Raw genomic sequence first — 16,864 nt, forward strand, 5'->3', positions numbered from 1 at the left:
ATTTTCGCCTTCCGTCGCAGCGTGCCGCCACCGTGGCCGGCAATAAGATTGCAACCTACCCGCCTCAATTTGGATTCGACAAAAGCCGCCAATTTCTATAGGCGTTTGATTAAACGATTAATCACCCGACGTCCCCATGGTGCACCGACCAGATGGCAACCGCGCGCCCCGGCCCCAATCTCAGCAGGATCGCCGCCTCGCTCGGCGTCTCCGTTGCCACGGTGTCCAATGCCCTTTCCGGCAAGGGGCGAGTCTCGGCTGAACTGGTGGAGCGCATCCGCGCCACGGCGGCCACGCTCGGTTATGTGCCAAGCCAGGCTGGCCGGGCGCTGAGGACCGGGCGCAGCGGCGTTCTTGGGCTGGTTCTGCCCGATATCTCCAATCCACTCTTTCCGCAGATCGCCCAGGCAATCGAACATGCCGCCGCCATCGCCGGCTATGGTGTGCTGATTGCCGATTCGCGCGGTGACGTCGGCACGCAGACCGAGGCGATCCACCGGCTGGTGGAACGCGGCGTCGACGGCATGGTGATCGTGCCGCGGCGCGGCACCCGCATTGCCGATGCCGGCTGTCCCGTGGCCGTCATCGATACGCCCTCGACGCCGGGCAACACGGTTTCCGCCGACCACTGGCAGGGCGGTCGTGAAATCGCCAGTCATCTGCGCAATCTCGGGCACCGCAAGATTCTGTTGATCGGCGGAAGCAGCGCCTCCAGCGTACAGAACGACCGCATCGGCGGCTTCAAATCCGCCCTCGACGCCACGATAAAGACCGAGGTCCTCTGGATCGAAAAGCTGGAGGAACAGGACGGGCCTGGCTGCCTGCTGGGATTGGCGGACAAGGTGCAGCAGGGCTTTACGGCCTTTGCCGCCGTTTCCGACCTGCATGCCTTGCGCGCGCTCACCGAACTGCAACGGGCCGGCATCGCCGTTCCGGACAGCGCCAGCGTCACCGGCTTCGACGATCTCATCTGGTCGCCGGTCGTGACACCCGCGCTCACCACGATACGCATGGACATCGCGGCGATTGCCGAGATCGCGATCACCGCACTGGTCAGCGCCATCCAAAATGGCGAACCGATCAAAAAGGGGAGACCGCGCGAAGCGTCCGCGGACGAGCCGCTGCACGTCAACCGGCTTGTCACGGCGGAGAAATCCCGCGTGCCAATGCAGCTTGTCGTCCGTCAATCTTCCGGTCCGCTCGGGCTGGCAAGCACAAACCTTTCAGCGGGAGAGCTCCTGACATGAAACGATTGCTCCTGGCTTCGGCCACCACCTTGCTTGCTCTTTCATCGCTCGGCGTACAGGCACAGGAACGCACGCTCACCATTTCCGTCTATGCCTTCGCCCAGGACGACTACAAGAAGCTCGTCTACGATCCCTTCGAAGCCAAATGCGACTGCAAGCTGGTGGTCGAGACCGGAAACAGCGTCGAGCGCCTGGCGAAGATGCAGGAAAACAAGGCCAATCCGGTTGTCGACATGGCCGTAATCTCCATGGCGGACGCGCTGCAGGCGTCCCGTGCCGGCCTGATCGACAAGATCGATACCTCGAAGCTCAGCAACTTCAACAAGCTCTACGACCTCGCCAAAGACCCGAACGGCGACGGCATGAGCGTCGGCTATACGTTCTATGCCACCTCGATCGCCTATCGCTTGGACAAGATGAAGATCGATTCCTGGGCCGATCTTCTGAAGCCGGACTATGTCGGCCATGTCGCATGGCCGAACGTTACGACCAACCAGGGTCCGCCGGCGCTCTACATGCTGGGCCTCGCGCTTGGCAAGGATACGCCCGACCTCGCTGCCCCAATCGCCGCCATCGGCGAACACAAGAGCGATATCGTCACCTTCTACGAAAAATCCTCGCAGCTCGTGCAACTGATGCAGCAGGAAGAAATCTGGGCCGCGCCGATCGGACGCTTCTCCTGGGCGGGCTTCACCAAGCTCGACGTGCCCGTCGCCTGGGCAACGCCGAAGGAAGGCCAGACCGGCGGCATGAATGTCATGGTCGTCACCAAGGGCTCGGAGAACCGGGATCTCGCTTTGCAGTTCATGGATTTCTGGATCTCGACGGAGGTGCAGACGGCGCTCGCCACGAAACTCATCGACAGCCCGGCGAACAAGGACGTGAAGCTACCCGACGATGTCGCCAAAAACCTGACCTATGGTGAAGACACGGCAAAAAGCCTGAAGCTGATCCCGTCAGCGGTCGCTCTCGACCAGCGCGATGACTGGGTCAAGGAATGGAATAACAGGGTTGGCCAATAAGGCCATGTCGAAACGATATCCCGAATGCAGCATCGGGATATCCGTCTTCCCCATTTTCATGAAGGTTAGCCTTAATGTTCCAGAATAGGGCCGAAGCTCTGGCGCTTGCCCTGCCTGCGGCGGTCTTCGTCGCAGTGGTTTTCCTCGCGCCGGTGCTGATTCTGCTCTCGGAAGGCTTTCATATCCCCACCAGCGGCTGGACTCTTTCGGCCTATACCGGCTTCTTTTCGGAGGCGCTGAACCAGACGGTCTTCCTGCGCACGCTCCGGCTCGGCGTCGAGGTCACGGCTGTTTCCGCCGTCATCGGTTATGCCAGCGCCTTCGCTATCGTCAACCTGCCGCCGAAGGGCAAGGGCCGTCTGGTTGGTCTCGTCGTCTTGCCGCTGATGATCTCGCCGGTGGCGCGCACCTATGCCTGGATCGTCATTCTCGGGCGTACCGGCATCGTCAACCGGGCCGTTCAGGGCCTCGGCTTGAGCGATGAGCCGCTGCGCCTGCTGTTCAGCGAGACCGCCGTCTTCATCGGCCTTCTGCAGCTCTTCCTGCCGTTGATGATCCTGTCGCTGATCAGCGCGCTCGAGAACATGCCGAAGGATGCCATTCCGGCCGCGCGCGTCCTTGGCGCCAACTGGTTCCAGGTGTTCTGGAAAGTGGTGCTGCCGCTGACGCGCGAGGGATTGGTGATTGGCGGCACGCTGGTCTTCACCGGCTCGCTGACGGCCTATATCACGCCGGCTATTCTTGGCGGCTCGAAAGTGCTGATGCTGGAGACGCTGCTCTATCAGCGCATCTCGGTCTCCAACGACTATGTTTCGGCCAGCGTTATCGCCTTCATCCTCATCGTCATGAGTTTCGGCGCCAATCTGGTGCTGAAGCGGCTCGCCACCGCGAGGAACCGGGCATGATGCGGCGTCTGTTTTCTCCGCTCGTCCTCTTCTTGCTGCTGATCTTCCTCATCGGCCCCTTTGTCATCATCGTGGCGGCATCTCTTTCCGGCGGCGAAACGCTGGCCTTTCCGCCGCAGGGCCTGTCGCTGCGTTGGGTGGCAAAGGTCTTCACCATCGACAGTTTCCGCGAAAGCTTCGCCATGTCGATGTTTCTGGCGATCGGCGGCACGCTTTTCGCGCTGATCCTCGGCATTCCGGCGGCTTACGCACTGTCGCGATACAGGCTGCCGGGCGGCGAGACGATCCGCACGATGGTCTCCCTGCCGATCATCGTGCCGGGGATCATCGTAGGTCTGGCGATCCTGCGCTACCTCGTCGTGCCCTTCTCCTTCGATATCACGCTGGCGCTATTCTTCGCGCATACGGCACTGGTGCTTCCCTATGCCGTGCGTGTGGTCTCGGCCAGCCTCAACAATCTGCGCTCCGATATGGAAGAGGCGGCGGTGCTCCTCGGTTCGTCGCGGCTCGGCGCCTTCTTTCGCGTGGTGCTGCCGAATATTCGCAGCGGCGTGCTCGCCGCCTTCATCCTCGGCTTCGTCACCAGCTTCAATCAGGTGCCGGTATCGCTGTTTCTCGCCAAGCCAGGCATACAGACGCTGCCGATCGACATGCTGGGCTATATGGAAACGACCTACGACCCTTCCGTCGCGGCCTTGTCGGCGCTGCTTGCCTTCCTTTCCATCGGCATCGTCTTCCTTGCCGAGCGCTTCCTAGGATTTTCCCGCTATGTCTGACCCCTCCTACCTTACGCTGGACAGGCTGACGCTCGCCTATGGCGACACGGTCGCGGTCAATGACCTCACCCTGTCGATCGGCAAAGGCGAACTTGTGGCCCTGCTCGGCCCCTCCGGCTGCGGCAAGACGACGACGATGCGGGCAATTGCCGGGTTGCTCGCGCCCGTGTCCGGCAAGATCAAGCTCGATGGCGCCGATATCACCCGCGTCTCCGCCAATAGGCGCGCCGTCGGATTGGTCTTTCAATCCTACGCGCTGTTTCCGCATCTCACCGTCTATGAAAACGTCGCCTTCGGCCTACGTCTCAAGGGTATGCGCGGCAATGATCTCGACGCCCGTGTCGGTGCCGGTTTGAAATCCGTGGGTCTTACCAGCTTCTCCGGCCGCAAGCCCGGCCAATTGTCCGGCGGCCAGCAGCAGCGCGTGGCACTGGCGCGATCGATGGTGATGGAGCCGAAGGTGCTGCTGCTCGACGAGCCGCTGTCGAATCTCGACGCCCGCCTGCGCCTGGAAATGCGCACCGAGCTGCAACGGGTGCAGAAGGAAACCGGCGTGACGATGATTTTCGTCACCCACGATCAGGTGGAGGCGCTGGCGCTCGCCGACCGCATCGTCGTCATGCTGAACGGCGCCATCGAGCAGATCGGCTCGCCGGAGGATATCTATAACCGGCCGGTTTCGGCCTTCGTTGCCGATTTCGTCGGCTTCGAGAATGTCTTTGCGCTGGAGAACGGCAGGCTGAAGACGGCGAACGGCGCCGTTACGCTTTCGTCCCCCGCGCCATCGTCTGCGGCGGGCCTGGCCTGGCGGCCGCGTGCGGTAACCCTGGGCTCAGGTCCTTTCAGGGGCACCGTGCGCGGCACGTCTTTCGCCGGCGACAGCCGCGAATATCTGCTCGATACGCCGCTCGGGCCTATCAAAGCCGAAGTGGACGCGGCCGCGGCCGTTCACGCCATGGGCAGCGAGCTCGCCTTCGACCTGCCGGTCGCAGCAGCAGCTTCGCTTGCAAAACACGGATAGGGCCATGGGGATCTGGATCGATACCGATATGGGGTTCGACGATATCGCCGCCATTCTGGTGGTGGCGCATTCGAGCCTCGTGATCGACGGCGTTTCGCTGGTGAGCGGCAATGCGCCGCTAGCGCAGGTGCGCCACAACGCCGCCAGTGCCGCCGCAGCTTTCGGCTGGGAATTTCCGATCCACACGGGCCGCAAATTGCCGGTGCTTTGCAAGCTGGAAACAGCGCAACGCATTCTCGGACAAAGCGGCATGCCGACCATGGGCAAAAGCTTGCCGCCGGCGAATGAATTGCCGGTAAGCGATGCCTTCGCCGCCCTCTGTGGCTGGCTGGAGCGCGACACGGAGCCGAAACGAATTTTGGCGCTCGGGCCGCTCACCAATATCGCTGCCTTGGCGCTCGCCCGGCCCGATCTTGCCGCCCGCATCGACGAACTCACCTGGATGGGCGGCGGCGTGACCTCCGGTAACCACACGGCCTCCGCCGAATTCAATGCCTATGCCGATCCTGAAGCGCTTGCCATCGTGCTAGCCCATCACCTGCCGCTGCGAATGATCGATCTCGACGTCTGCCGCAAGGTGCTGGCGCGGCCTGACGATGTCGACCTTGTGCGCCAGGCCGCCGGCAAGAACGCCGAGTTGCTTGGCGATCTCCTGGGCGGCTACGTCAATATCGGCATCAGCCGCGGCCGTCCCGCCATGGCGATCTATGATCCGACCGCTGCCGCTATTTTCGTCGCTCCCGACATCGCCACGCTTCAGCATGCCCGGATCGACGTCGAGCTGCAGGGGCGGCACACCCGCGGGCGCACCGTCGTCGAGACACGCGCGTCACATGCGGAGTTCAATGCTTATTTTGCCGCCGAGATCGACGCCGACATGGCGCGCGTCATCATTTTCGGCGCGCTGATCAACGAGGCACGCCGATGATCCGACATTCTCCAAGCGAGCCCGCCGATCTCAATGCACATGAGCTGCGGCTTCGTGCCGTCGAGGTCGCTCGTGGCGATACGCCTTTCGACCTGCTGATAACAGGCGGCCAGCTCGTCGACATGGTGACCGGCCAAATCCGGGCCGCCGATATCGGCATCGTCGGCGCGCTGATCGCGAGCGTGCATGCGCCGGGCGGCCGCACGGACGCCATCAGGACGATCGACGCCAGCGGTGCCTTTCTCTCTCCCGGCCTGATCGACACGCACATGCATATCGAAAGCTCGATGGTGACGCCGGCGGCCTATGCCGAAGCCGTGTTGCCGCATGGGGTGACGAGTGTCGTCTGGGACCCGCATGAGTTCGGCAATGTGCATGGCCTCGGCGGCGTGCGCTGGGCGATCGAGGCGACACGGTCGCTGCCGCTCCGGGTGATCCCGCTTGCCCCTTCCTGTGTGCCCTCCGCGCCCGGGCTGGAGCTGGCGGGCGCCGATTTCGATGCTTCCGCCATGGCCGGCATGCTGGCCTGGCCCGAAATCGCCGGCGTTGCCGAGGTCATGACCATGCGTGGCGTCATAGACGGCGATCTGCGCACAAGCGCGATCGTCAATGCCGGGCTGCAATCCGGCAAGCTCGTCTGCGGCCATGCCCGCGGGCTGGAAGGCGCCGATCTCAATGCTTTCATGGCGGCAGGCGTCACCTCAGACCATGAGCTGACCTCCGGCGCCGATCTGCTCTCCAAGCTCTCCGCCGGCATGACGATCGAGCTGCGCGGCTCGCACGACCACCTGCTCAAGCAATTCGTCCAGGTCATCAACAATCTCGGCTTCATGCCGCAGACGGTGACCCTCTGTACCGACGACGTTTTTCCGGACGAACTGCATTTTGACGGCGGCTTGGACGATGTCGTCCGGCGTCTGGTGCGCGACGGGCTGAAGCCCGAATGGGCATTGAGGGCCGCGACGTTGAACGCCGCCATGCGGCTTGGCCGCAACGATCTCGGTCTGATCGCCGCCGGCCGCCGCGCCGACATCGCCATTTTCGAAGACCTTCACGCTTTCAAGGCGAAGCAGGTGATTGCCAACGGCAGGATCGTTGCCGAGGCTGGCAAGATCATCGGCAGGATCGCTCATCTCGATACCACGCCGCTCCAGAATTCGGTCAAACTCGCGCCTCTCAGCGAAGACGATTTTCGTGTATCGGCCGCCGGCGATCGGGTGCGTCTTGCAACGATCGACCAGCCGCGCTTCACGCAATGGGGCGAGGCAGAGGCCGATGTCGTGGACGGATTCGTCGTGCCGCCTGCGGGGACCACGATGATCGCCGTCGTTCATCGTCACGGCAAGGCGGACGGACGACCGCGCGTCGGTTTTCTGACCGGCTGGGGCGAATGGCGCGGTGCCTTCTGCACAACGGTCTCGCACGACAGCCACAATCTCACGGTTTTCGGCGGCAATGTCAGGGACATGACGGTTGCCGCCAACGCCGTCATCGCCGCCGGCGGCGGAATGGCCGTTGTTTCGAATGGTCAAGTCGACATGCTGCTGCCCCTACCCCTATCCGGGCTGGTGACCGCAATGCCCCTCGAAGAAACCGCCCTCGCCTTCCGTGCCATCCGCAAGGCGATGGAAAAGATCACCAAATGGCGGCCGCCTTACCTCGTCTTCAAAGCCTGCTTCGGCGCGACGCTCGCTTGCAACATCGGGCCGCACCAGACGGATCGCGGGATTGCGGATGTAGTGACGGGGCGGGTGTTGGAGACGCCGGTGCTGCCTTCTCGCCTTGGGTAGAAGGTGCCGCCCTTCGACAAGCTCAGGAGGGTGGATGAGGGACGAGGACCTGCGAAGGGCAACCCTAACGGTGCAACGCCCCTCAACCCGAGCTTCGCTCGGCCTTCTCCCCGCTGGGGCGAAGGTGTTTTTACGAAGGGGCCAGCGGTTTCAACCGGAAAGAGGCTTTCAGCCTACCGCATCGAAGACATGCGCCTTGCCGAGCACGCTGACGTGCACGGTGCTGCCGATCTCCGGCAGGCCGACGCTCGAGCTTTTGATGGTGAGCGGTGAAACGCCTGCGACATTGGCAAGAGCAAGCGTCACCGTGCAGACCGCGCCGCCGAATTCGACATCGATGACATTGCCAGCACATACGGCATCGGAGGCAGTGCCGTCGATCATGCTGAACCGCAACTGCTCGGGGCGCAGCATGATTTCCGCCCGTCCCCGCCGGCCGTTTGCGTCCGTCTGGATGCGGCCAAGCGCGCAATCGGCGAAACCATCGCCCAGTTCGGCCGGCAACAGGATGGCGTCGCCGAGGAAGGTGGCCGTCTCGCGGTCGCGGGGATTGAGATAGAGCGTTTGCGGCGTTCCAGCCTGCACCAATTTCCCCTCGCGCAGCACCGCCACCTGATCGGCGAAGGAGAGCGCTTCCGCCTGATCGTGCGTTACCAGGATCGTGGTGATGCCTGCATTCTGTAGGACGCGGGCAACTGCCTTGCGCATGTTTTCGCGCAAGCCCGTGTCGAGCGCAGAAAACGGTTCGTCCAGCAACATCAGCCTCGGCTTGCGGCCGAGCGCGCGGGCAAGTGCCACGCGCTGCTGCTGGCCGCCGGAGAGCTGGTGCGGGCGGCGATCGAGCATGCCGCGATCGAGCTCCACCATGTCGATCAACGCGTTGATCTGCTCGGCGCGGTTTGCTTGTCCGCGCTCCATGCCGAAGCCGATATTCTCTGCCACGCTCAAATGCGGAAACAACGCGCCGTCCTGCGAAACGATGCCGATGCCGCGGCGATGCGCGGGTATGACGGCCGGCCCATCCGCCAGCAGATGTCCTTCCAGCAGCACCTGGCCGGTATCCGGGGTCTCGAAGCCGGCGATGATGCGCAGCAGAGTCGTCTTGCCGGAACCGGAAGGGCCGACAACTGCAGTGCGGCTGCCTGCAGCGACCGTGAGGCCGATGTCGTCAAGCGCGTGCACCGGGCCATAGTGCTTGCCGATGTTTTTAATCGCCAGAAAGGTCATTGTCCGGCCGTCCGCTTGGATTGTGCATAGAGAAGAAGGGTGAGCGGCAGCGACAGCACCACCATCATGAAGGCATAGGGCGCGGCGGAGACATAGTCGATCTCGCTGGTGAGCGACCAGAATTTCGTCGCCAACGTCTCCGTGCCGTTGGGCGACAGCATTAGCGTCGCCGTCAATTCGTTGGTGATGCCGAGAGCGGCAAGGGCGACGCTCGCCGCAAAACCAGGCGCGGCAAGGCGCATGGTGATTTGCCGCACAGCCTGGCTTGGCGTGCGTCCCAACGCCATGGCGGCGCGTTCGAGCTCGACCGGTGCCTGAGCTATGCTGGAGCGCAAGCCCACCAATGCGCGCGGCAGGAACAGCAGGACATAGGCGAGCAGCAGTGTCGCAAAGGTCTGATAGAGCGGCAATACCAGCCGCACAGTGATCGACACCAGCGCTAGCGCCACCACGACGCCCGGCAGCGAGCCGACATAATAGTGGCAGGCTTCAAGAATGCGCTGCAGCCGGCTCGGCGCGCGCACCGAGAGCCAGGCCATGGGAGCGGCGGCGATGGTGGCCAGCAAGCCGCCGGCAACGGCAAGCGCGATCGTCTGCAGCAAGGCCGAGCCGACCGTATCCATCCGCCAGATGCCGGCGCCGCCAAGATAAAGCCAGCGCGCCAGCGTCACGAACGGCACGCCAAGCGTCAGCACGGCCGCTGCCAGCGGCAGTGCGATGGCCGGGATGACGAGCCAGCCGAGACGGCGACGGTCCGCCGGGCGAGCTGCGCCGGAGCCGACACGGGCGTAACGCTCGTTGCCGCGCACCAAAACCTCGATGCCGAGCAGCAGCAGGCAGCAGAAAACGAGAACCCCGCCGAGCATATTGGCGGCCGGGCTGTTGTAGGCGGATTGGAACTGATCGACGATCGCCGTCGAAAAGGTGTCGAAGCGGATCATCACATAGAGACCGTATTCCGCCAGCAGATGCAGGCCGATCAGCAGCGAGCCGCCGCAGATGGCAAGGCGAAGCTGCGGCAGGATCGCCCGGAAGAAGACGCGCCAGGGACCGAGGCCGAGCGAGGCGGCGGCATCCTCGATCGCCGGATCGAGACGGCGCAACTGTGCAGCCACCGGCAGATAGAGGAAGGGATAATAGGCAAGCACCGATACCAGCACGCCGCTCCAGAGCCCACGCATGCCCGGCAACAGGCTGACCCAGGCATAGCTGTGCACGAAAGCGGGCACGGCAAGCGGCGCGACCGCCAGCCACGACCAGATGCGGGCACCCGGGATATTCGTACGCTCGGTCAGCCAGGCGAGCGTGACGGCAAGCATGATGCAGAGCGGGATGGTACAGACTTCGAGAAGGACCGTATTGGTCAGCAATTCACCGACGCGGCTGCGGAAAATGAGCGCGATGGCTTCGCTCCAGCCGGTATCGACCGTGACCCAGACGATGAAGCCGAGCGGCACAAGGCTCAAAAGCGCGACGACGGATGCAAGGGCGATGACAGAAGCGTGCGGAACACGGCCACCGGACGCAGCGGTCAACGGGGGCAATCGCATGGCAGCGGCCTGAGCGGCCGGCGCGGCATATGTGTTCTTCTGCAGCAAGCCTTAGCTGCCTTTCACGCCCTGAAATAGGAAGGCAATCGCCACCAAAGGCGATTGCCGGGATCGAAATGGCCGAATGGCCATCCGCATGCCCCTAGCAGGGCATGCGGACCGGATGCAAGGACTTAGATCAAACCGGCTTCGGTCATGAGTTCGGTGACCTTCTTGCTGTTCAGCTTGGAAGGCTCGACCTTGGGCGCCTGCAGATCGGAGAGCGGCACCAGCTTCGGGTTCGACTGAGCGCCATTGCCGACGGCATATTCATAGGAATCGCCGTCGCGCAGAACGGCCTGACCGCCCTTGCCGGTGATCCACTTCAGGAACGCCTGAGCTTCCTTCTTGTGTTGGCTGGAGGCGAGAACGCCGCCGCCGGAAATGCTGACGAAGGCGCCCGGATCCTGGTTCTTGAAGTAATGCAGCGTGACGTTCTTGCTGTTTTCGCCCGTCTTCGCCTGATCGCCGAACCAGTAATAGTGATAGATGACCGCGCCCTGGATTTCGCCAGCGTTGACGGCCTTCATGGCAACGCTGTTGCCCTTGTAGGGGGTCGCGTTTGCCTTCAAAGCCTTCAGCCAGGACTTGGTGACGTCCTCGCCCTTCAGTTCAAGAAGCGCACTGACGATCGCCTGGAAGTCGGCACCGGCCGGCGATGCACCCCAACGGCCCTTCCAGGCGGGATCGGCGAGGTCGAGCAGCGACTTCGGCAGATCGCTTTCCTTGAGCTTGGTCTTGTCGTAGGCGAAAACCGTGGAACGGGCGGCAACGCCGACCCAATCGCCATCCGCCGCCTTGAAGGTTTCCGGCACCTGCGCCAGCGTATCGGCATCTACGGGCGCAAAGAGCTTGCTGGCATCGACCAGTGCCATGCCGGGAGAATTTTCCGTCAGGAATATGTCGGCGGGAGATGCCGCACCTTCCTCGACGATCTGGTTGGCGAACTGCATGTCGCTGCCATTGCGGATCGTCACCTTGATGCCGGTTTCCTTGGTGAAGCCATCTGCCCAAGCCTGCGTCAACGCCTCGTGCTGCGCATTATAGACGACGATGCCTTCGGATTCGGCGGCATTGGCCATCAGCGGCGCAACCGCAAGACCTGCGGCAAGCGCTAAGGCGCTGGTGAGATGGGTAAAGGAAAAAGTCATAGGCGTCCTCTCGCTTGAAACCCGTCCGTGACGGTGGTGCGGTAGCCTATATTTTTCTTGACTATCGTTTTCAAGTTTCAGTGTGTCCTTTTTTATCACAAAAGTTTGAAAAGGGAGTCAAGATTTAAGGGATCGCTTGTCGGCGAGGTCCAGCCAGGCGCGGAACGTAGGTGGTTTCGATCGCATCGACGATGCACACGGTCTTATCAAAAGAAAAAGCCGCGGCGCTTTCACGCCGCGGCTTTCAATGTTCCAAAGGTTCGATCAGTTGTCGCGCGTTTCCAGCGTTTTGCTAAAGAAGATCGCAACCAGCGTGCAAACCACGCCGGAGAGCAGGTAGAGGCTGGTATAGACCAGACCGAACTGGCTGGAGAGGGCAAGCGCGACGAAGGGCGCAAAGCCGGCACCGATCAGCCAGGAGAGGTCCGAGGTCAATGCCGAACCGCTATAGCGATAGTTCCGGCTGAAACGCGAGGCGCTGGCGCCGGCGGCCTGGCCGAAGGAGAGGCCGAGCAGCGTGAAGCCGACCACCACGTAGACATGGCGGCCGGTGACACCGCCATCGAGCAGCCAGGGTGCGACGAAAGCAAAGGCCGCGATCAACACGGCACCAACGGCAAGCTGATTGCGGCGGCCGATACGGTCGGCGAGCAGGCCGGAACTGACGATTGCGGCGATACCGCAGATCGCGCCGAGGAACTCCACCAACAGGAACGAACCGGGGGTTTGCGCGCTATAAAGTGTTACCCAACCAAGCGGGAAGACCGTGACCAGATGGAAGGTCGCGAAGCTTGCCAGCGGCACGAAAGCGCCGATCAGCACGTCGCGGCCATGCACACGCAGAAGCTCCGTCATCCTGACCGGCTCCAGCTCATGGCGCTCCAGCAACGCACCGAATTCCGGTGTAGCAACCAGACGGAGCCGGGCGAACAGCGCCACGACGTTGACCATGAAGGCGCAGAAGAAGGGGTAGCGCCAGCCGTAGTCCAGGAAATCCACCGTCGAGAGGTTTGCCACGAAATATGCGAACAGAGCGCTTGCCAGCATGAAGCCGGTCGGCGCGCCGAGCTGCGGGATCATCGCATACCAGCCACGACGGTTGGCCGGCGCGTTGAGCGCCAGCAGCGAGGCAAGACCGTCCCAGGCGCCACCGAGCGCGAGGCCCTGAGCGATACGCAAGGCGGCAAGCAGGACGATCGCATAGACGCCGACTTCGTGGTAGCCAGGCAGGAAGCTCATCGACGCCGTGGACCCGCCCAACAGAATCATCGCGATCGTCAGCTTGACGCCGCGGCCATAGGTGCGGTCGATCGCCATGAAGATAAACGAACCGACCGGGCGGGCGATGAAGGCGAGCGAAAAAACCAGGAAGGAAAGCAGCGTGCCGTGCAGGGGATCCGCGAAGGGGAAGATCAGCTTCGGGAAGACCAGGACGGATGCGATGGCGTAAACGAAGAAATCGAAAAACTCGGACGTGCGACCGATGATCACGCCGATGGCAATACTGCCGGGGTCGACAGTACCGCGAGCATGCATATTGCGAGCATCGCGTTCCAAACCGGCGGACGTTGGATTTAATGATTCATGCGTGGCGCTGACCATATACGGGAGCCTCCCTCTCCGGACGCGAATTCCTCCACGAAGTCGCGTCGAGATAAGATGTTTTATCAAACTTACGAACTTATCAAGTATCGTGCATGGAATAATTCGCGAATTAGCGATTGGATCCGGCCGAATTCGGACCTTTTTGCCAAGACAATGCCGGGTTGGCGTGCCGCCACCGGTAGCCATATCCGCCGATCTCGGTATATTAGCCGCGACAAAGGCAACCGGTCGTTGGAAAACCTTCTGGATTTCTCAGGATTTTCCCGATAGGTGACGTTTGCAGTCGATCCCGCATTGCACCCAAGCTTGCTGCGGTGCGACGAAACACCTCATACCGTTCATGACCGCCGTCCTTTAGTCGCGGTACGGTCAATAACAAAAAGAGCTTTGAGACGTGCCAAGACTATCGAAGATTTTCAGCCTGTTATCCGTCCTGCCGCTCACCCTGCTGCTCTCGGGCTGCAATATGGTGGTAATGGCTCCCTCCGGCGACATCGCCGTGCAGCAACGCGACCTTATCGTCGTCTCTACCGTCCTGATGCTGCTGATCATCGTCCCGGTGATTTTCCTTACCCTGTTGTTTGCCTGGAGATATCGCCAGTCGAACGCGACGTCGGTCTATGATCCGGAATGGCATCATTCGACCCGCCTCGAACTGGTGATCTGGTCGGCGCCGCTGGCCATCATCATTGCGCTCGGCGCGGTGACCTGGATCAGCACCCATCAGCTCGATCCCTATCGGCCGCTCGATCGCGTCAACGCCGGCAAGCCCGTAACGACCACCACGAGGGCCGTGAATGTCGAAGTCGTGGCGCTCGATTGGAAATGGCTGTTCTTCTACCCCGATCTCGGCATTGCCACGGTCAACGAACTGGCCGCGCCGGTGGATGCACCCATCAATTTCAAGATCACGGCCTCCTCGGTGATGAACTCGTTCTTCATCCCGGCACTTGCGGGCCAGATCTACGCCATGCCGGGCATGGAAACGAAGCTGCATGCCGTCATCAACCACCCCGGCGAATATCAGGGTCTGTCCGCCAACTACAGCGGCGCCGGCTTCTCGCATATGCGCTTCAAATTCCATGGCTTTAGCCAAGCCGACTTCGACCGATGGGTCCAGAAGGTGAAGAGCCAGGGCACGGCCCTCGGCCGCACGGAATATCTGGCGCTCGCCAAGCCGAGCGAAAGAGAGCCGGTGCGCTACTTCAATTCGGTCGACGACGGTCTCTATGACGCCATCCTCAATATGTGCGCCGATCCCAGCAAGATGTGCATGGGCGAGATGATGCATATCGATGCCAAGGGCGGCGCCGGCAAGGACAGCCAGGAAAACCGCGAGCGCTTGATCTACGACAACCGCGGTGCGGATGCCGGTGAGGTCACGCCGGTAAAGGCAAGCGACACCACAGCTCACGAGATGCAGCACGGCGACGCCTCCATGCAGGGCATGGACATGGGCAATATGCAGATGGGCAACGGCGCTTCAGCCGGTTCGTCCAGCGCTACACCGACCGCCGGTTCGTCAACGCCGGCACAGCAGCCGAGCAATTGATCCCGTGCGCTCAGTAACAAGACATTTATAAGGACAGAGGCAATCCATGTTTTCCAACCCGGACCTCTATAAATTCATCTTCGGTCGGCTGACGCTCGATTCGATCCCCTATCACGAGCCGATCCTCGTCGCGACCTTCATCGGCGTCGCCATCGGCGGCATCGCCGTGCTCGGCCTGCTCACCTATTTCCGCCTCTGGGGCTTCCTCTGGAAGGAATGGTTCACCAGCATCGACCACAAGAAGATCGGCATCATGTATGTGGTGCTGGCTTTGATCATGCTGCTGCGCGGCTTTTCCGACGCGCTGCTGATGCGTTTGCAGCAGGCGATCGCCTTCAACGGTTCCGAGGGCTACCTGCCGCCGCATCACTACGACCAGATCTTCACCGCCCACGGCGTCATCATGATCTTCTTCGTGGCGATGCCCTTCGTCACCGGCCTGATGAACCTCGTCGTGCCGCTGCAGATCGGCGCACGCGACGTCTCCTTCCCGTTCCTGAACAACTTCTCGTTCTGGATGACAACGGCAGGCGCGATCGTCATCATGATCTCGCTCTTCATCGGCGAATTCGCAAAGACCGGCTGGCTGGCCTATCCGCCGCTCTCCGGCATCGCCTACAGTCCTGACGTCGGCGTCGATTATTACATCTGGGGCCTGCAGGTCGCGGGTATCGGTACGACGCTTTCGGGCATCAACCTGATCGCCACTATCGTCAAGATGCGCGCGCCGGGCATGACCTTCACGAAAATGCCGGTCTTCACCTGGACGTCGCTCTGCACCAACATCCTGATCGTTGCGAGCTTCCCGATCCTGACCGCCACGCTCGCTCTGCTTACCCTCGATCGCTACGCCGGTACGAACTTCTTCACGAACGACCTCGGCGGCAATCCGATGATGTATGTCAACCTCATCTGGATCTGGGGTCACCCGGAAGTCTACATCCTGGTCCTGCCGGCCTTCGGCGTCTTCTCGGAAGTCGTGGCCACCTTCTGCGGCAAGCGCCTCTTCGGCTACGCCTCGATGGTCTACGCCACCTGCGTGATCATGATCCTCTCCTACCTCGTCTGGCTGCACCACTTCTTCACGATGGGCTCGGGCGCCAGCGTCAATTCCTTCTTCGGCATCACCACGATGATCATCTCGATCCCGACGGGTGCGAAGCTCTTCAACTGGCTGTTCACGATGTACCACGGCCGCATTCGCTACGAGCCGCCGATGCTGTGGACCGTCGGCTTCATGGTGACCTTCACCATCGGCGGCATGACCGGCGTCATGCTTGCGGTTCCGCCGGCCGACTTCGTGCTGCACAACTCGCTGTTCCTGATCGCCCACTTCCATAACGTGATCATCGGCGGCGTGCTCTTCGGCATGTTCGCGGGTGTCAACTACTGGTTCCCGAAGGCCTTCGGCTTCAAGCTCGATCCCTTCTGGGGCAAGATGAGCTTCTGGTTCTGGCAGATCGGCTTCTGGTTCGCTTTCATGCCGCTCTACATCCTCGGCCTGATGGGCGTCACCCGCCGCGTAAGCCAGTTCGACGATCCGTCGCTGCAGATCTGGTTCATCATCGCGGCCTTCGGCGCCGGACTGATCGCCATCGGCATCGCCTGCTTCCTCATCCAGCTCGGCGTCAGCTTCATGAAGCGCGAAGAACTTCGCGATCATACCGGCGACCCCTGGGGCGGCCGTACGCTGGAATGGTCCACCTCGTCGCCGCCGCCGGCCTACAACTTCGCCTTCACGCCGATCGTCTACGATCACGACGCGTGGTGGGACATGAAGAACCGTGGCTATCAGCGTCCGACGGAGGGTTTCATCCCGATCCACATGCCGAAGAATACCGGCACGGGCGTCATCCTCGGCGTTCTCTCCATCGCCTTCGCATTCGGCATGATCTGGTACATGTGGTGGCTTGCCGCCATCACCTTCGTCGCAATGATCGCCATTACGATCGGCCATACCTTCAACTATAAGCGCGACTTCTACATCCCCGCCGATCAGGTCGTGAAGACCGAGAACGAGCGTACGAAGCAGCTCGCAGGACAGGTATAAG

General features: G+C 62.0%; 13 protein-coding genes. 9 read left to right on the forward strand and 4 right to left on the reverse strand.

The window, feature by feature from the left end:
* Positions 1-152: 152 nt before the first annotated feature.
* The 7 genes from GGD50_RS26465 (at position 153) to GGD50_RS26495 (ending at position 7,689) form a co-directional block, all read left to right on the forward strand.
* Positions 153-1,247, forward strand: a complete 1,095-nt coding sequence (locus tag GGD50_RS26465; protein WP_107106525.1) for a LacI family DNA-binding transcriptional regulator — start codon at positions 153-155, stop codon at positions 1,245-1,247.
* The gene (locus GGD50_RS26470) at positions 1,244-2,269 is read left to right on the forward strand and encodes a polyamine ABC transporter substrate-binding protein (protein ID WP_107106524.1); all 1,026 of its coding nucleotides are present in this window, start codon (positions 1,244-1,246) and stop codon (positions 2,267-2,269) included. Before GGD50_RS26465 ends, GGD50_RS26470 begins: the two co-directional genes overlap by 4 nt.
* A 74-nt stretch (positions 2,270-2,343) precedes the next feature.
* Positions 2,344-3,174: an ABC transporter permease gene (locus GGD50_RS26475; protein ID WP_107106523.1), complete on the forward strand. Its 831-nt coding sequence runs from the start codon at positions 2,344-2,346 to the stop codon at positions 3,172-3,174.
* The gene (locus GGD50_RS26480) at positions 3,171-3,950 is read left to right on the forward strand and encodes an ABC transporter permease (RefSeq protein ID WP_107106522.1); all 780 of its coding nucleotides are present in this window, start codon (positions 3,171-3,173) and stop codon (positions 3,948-3,950) included. Before GGD50_RS26475 ends, GGD50_RS26480 begins: the two co-directional genes overlap by 4 nt.
* Positions 3,943-4,971, forward strand: a complete 1,029-nt coding sequence (locus GGD50_RS26485; protein ID WP_107106521.1) for an ABC transporter ATP-binding protein — start codon at positions 3,943-3,945, stop codon at positions 4,969-4,971. Before GGD50_RS26480 ends, GGD50_RS26485 begins: the two co-directional genes overlap by 8 nt.
* A gap of 4 nt (positions 4,972-4,975) precedes the next feature.
* Positions 4,976-5,899 (forward strand): nucleoside hydrolase, encoded by a 924-nt coding sequence (locus tag GGD50_RS26490; RefSeq protein WP_107106520.1) that lies wholly within the window; start codon positions 4,976-4,978, stop codon positions 5,897-5,899.
* Positions 5,896-7,689, forward strand: a complete 1,794-nt coding sequence (locus GGD50_RS26495) for an adenine deaminase (protein ID WP_107106519.1) — start codon at positions 5,896-5,898, stop codon at positions 7,687-7,689. Before GGD50_RS26490 ends, GGD50_RS26495 begins: the two co-directional genes overlap by 4 nt.
* A 168-nt stretch (positions 7,690-7,857) precedes the next feature.
* Here the strand turns inward: GGD50_RS26495 and GGD50_RS26500 are convergent, their stop codons facing one another.
* The 4 genes from GGD50_RS26500 to GGD50_RS26515 all read right to left on the reverse strand — a co-directional run bounded on the left by GGD50_RS26500 (position 7,858) and on the right by GGD50_RS26515 (position 13,258).
* The gene (locus GGD50_RS26500) at positions 7,858-8,916 is read right to left on the reverse strand and encodes an ABC transporter ATP-binding protein (protein ID WP_107106518.1); all 1,059 of its coding nucleotides are present in this window, start codon (positions 8,914-8,916) and stop codon (positions 7,858-7,860) included.
* Positions 8,913-10,466: an ABC transporter permease gene (locus GGD50_RS26505; RefSeq protein WP_181315985.1), complete on the reverse strand. Its 1,554-nt coding sequence runs from the start codon at positions 10,464-10,466 to the stop codon at positions 8,913-8,915. The genes GGD50_RS26500 and GGD50_RS26505 overlap by 4 nt, the downstream gene beginning before the upstream one ends.
* A 173-nt stretch (positions 10,467-10,639) precedes the next feature.
* The gene (locus GGD50_RS26510) at positions 10,640-11,656 is read right to left on the reverse strand and encodes an iron ABC transporter substrate-binding protein (protein WP_107106516.1); all 1,017 of its coding nucleotides are present in this window, start codon (positions 11,654-11,656) and stop codon (positions 10,640-10,642) included.
* Positions 11,657-11,920: 264 nt separating this feature from the next.
* Positions 11,921-13,258 carry an MFS transporter gene (locus GGD50_RS26515; protein ID WP_107106515.1) on the reverse strand — a complete coding sequence of 446 codons (1,338 nt, stop codon included), beginning with the start codon at positions 13,256-13,258 and terminating at the stop codon, positions 11,921-11,923.
* Positions 13,259-13,655: 397 nt separating this feature from the next.
* Here GGD50_RS26515 and cyoA point away from each other — a divergent pair, with 397 nt between their 5' ends.
* Both cyoA and cyoB read left to right on the forward strand, forming a co-directional pair.
* Entirely contained in the window at positions 13,656-14,813 is a 1,158-nt protein-coding gene (gene cyoA, locus GGD50_RS26520; RefSeq protein ID WP_107106514.1) for a ubiquinol oxidase subunit II, read from the forward strand.
* Positions 14,814-14,859: 46 nt separating this feature from the next.
* On the forward strand, positions 14,860-16,863 hold the full coding sequence (gene cyoB / locus GGD50_RS26525; RefSeq protein ID WP_107106513.1) for a cytochrome o ubiquinol oxidase subunit I: 2,004 nt from the start codon (positions 14,860-14,862) through the stop codon (positions 16,861-16,863).
* Position 16,864 lies beyond the last annotated feature (1 nt).

The organism is Martinezella paranaensis (genome assembly GCF_014200235.1).
Lineage (GTDB): Bacteria > Pseudomonadota > Alphaproteobacteria > Rhizobiales > Rhizobiaceae > Rhizobium > Rhizobium paranaense.

Coding starts and splice junctions, on each gene's coding strand:
- GGD50_RS26465 (WP_107106525.1), top strand. CDS start 153: ATGGCAACCGCGCGCCCCGGCCCCAATCTCAGCAGGATCGCCGCCTCG.
- GGD50_RS26470 (WP_107106524.1), top strand. CDS start 1,244: ATGAAACGATTGCTCCTGGCTTCGGCCACCACCTTGCTTGCTCTTTCA.
- GGD50_RS26475 (WP_107106523.1), top strand. CDS start 2,344: ATGTTCCAGAATAGGGCCGAAGCTCTGGCGCTTGCCCTGCCTGCGGCG.
- GGD50_RS26480 (WP_107106522.1), top strand. CDS start 3,171: ATGATGCGGCGTCTGTTTTCTCCGCTCGTCCTCTTCTTGCTGCTGATC.
- GGD50_RS26485 (WP_107106521.1), top strand. CDS start 3,943: ATGTCTGACCCCTCCTACCTTACGCTGGACAGGCTGACGCTCGCCTAT.
- GGD50_RS26490 (WP_107106520.1), top strand. CDS start 4,976: ATGGGGATCTGGATCGATACCGATATGGGGTTCGACGATATCGCCGCC.
- GGD50_RS26495 (WP_107106519.1), top strand. CDS start 5,896: ATGATCCGACATTCTCCAAGCGAGCCCGCCGATCTCAATGCACATGAG.
- GGD50_RS26500 (WP_107106518.1), bottom strand. CDS start 8,916: ATGACCTTTCTGGCGATTAAAAACATCGGCAAGCACTATGGCCCGGTG.
- GGD50_RS26505 (WP_181315985.1), bottom strand. CDS start 10,466: ATGCGATTGCCCCCGTTGACCGCTGCGTCCGGTGGCCGTGTTCCGCAC.
- GGD50_RS26510 (WP_107106516.1), bottom strand. CDS start 11,656: ATGACTTTTTCCTTTACCCATCTCACCAGCGCCTTAGCGCTTGCCGCA.
- GGD50_RS26515 (WP_107106515.1), bottom strand. CDS start 13,258: ATGGTCAGCGCCACGCATGAATCATTAAATCCAACGTCCGCCGGTTTG.
- cyoB (WP_107106513.1), top strand. CDS start 14,860: ATGTTTTCCAACCCGGACCTCTATAAATTCATCTTCGGTCGGCTGACG.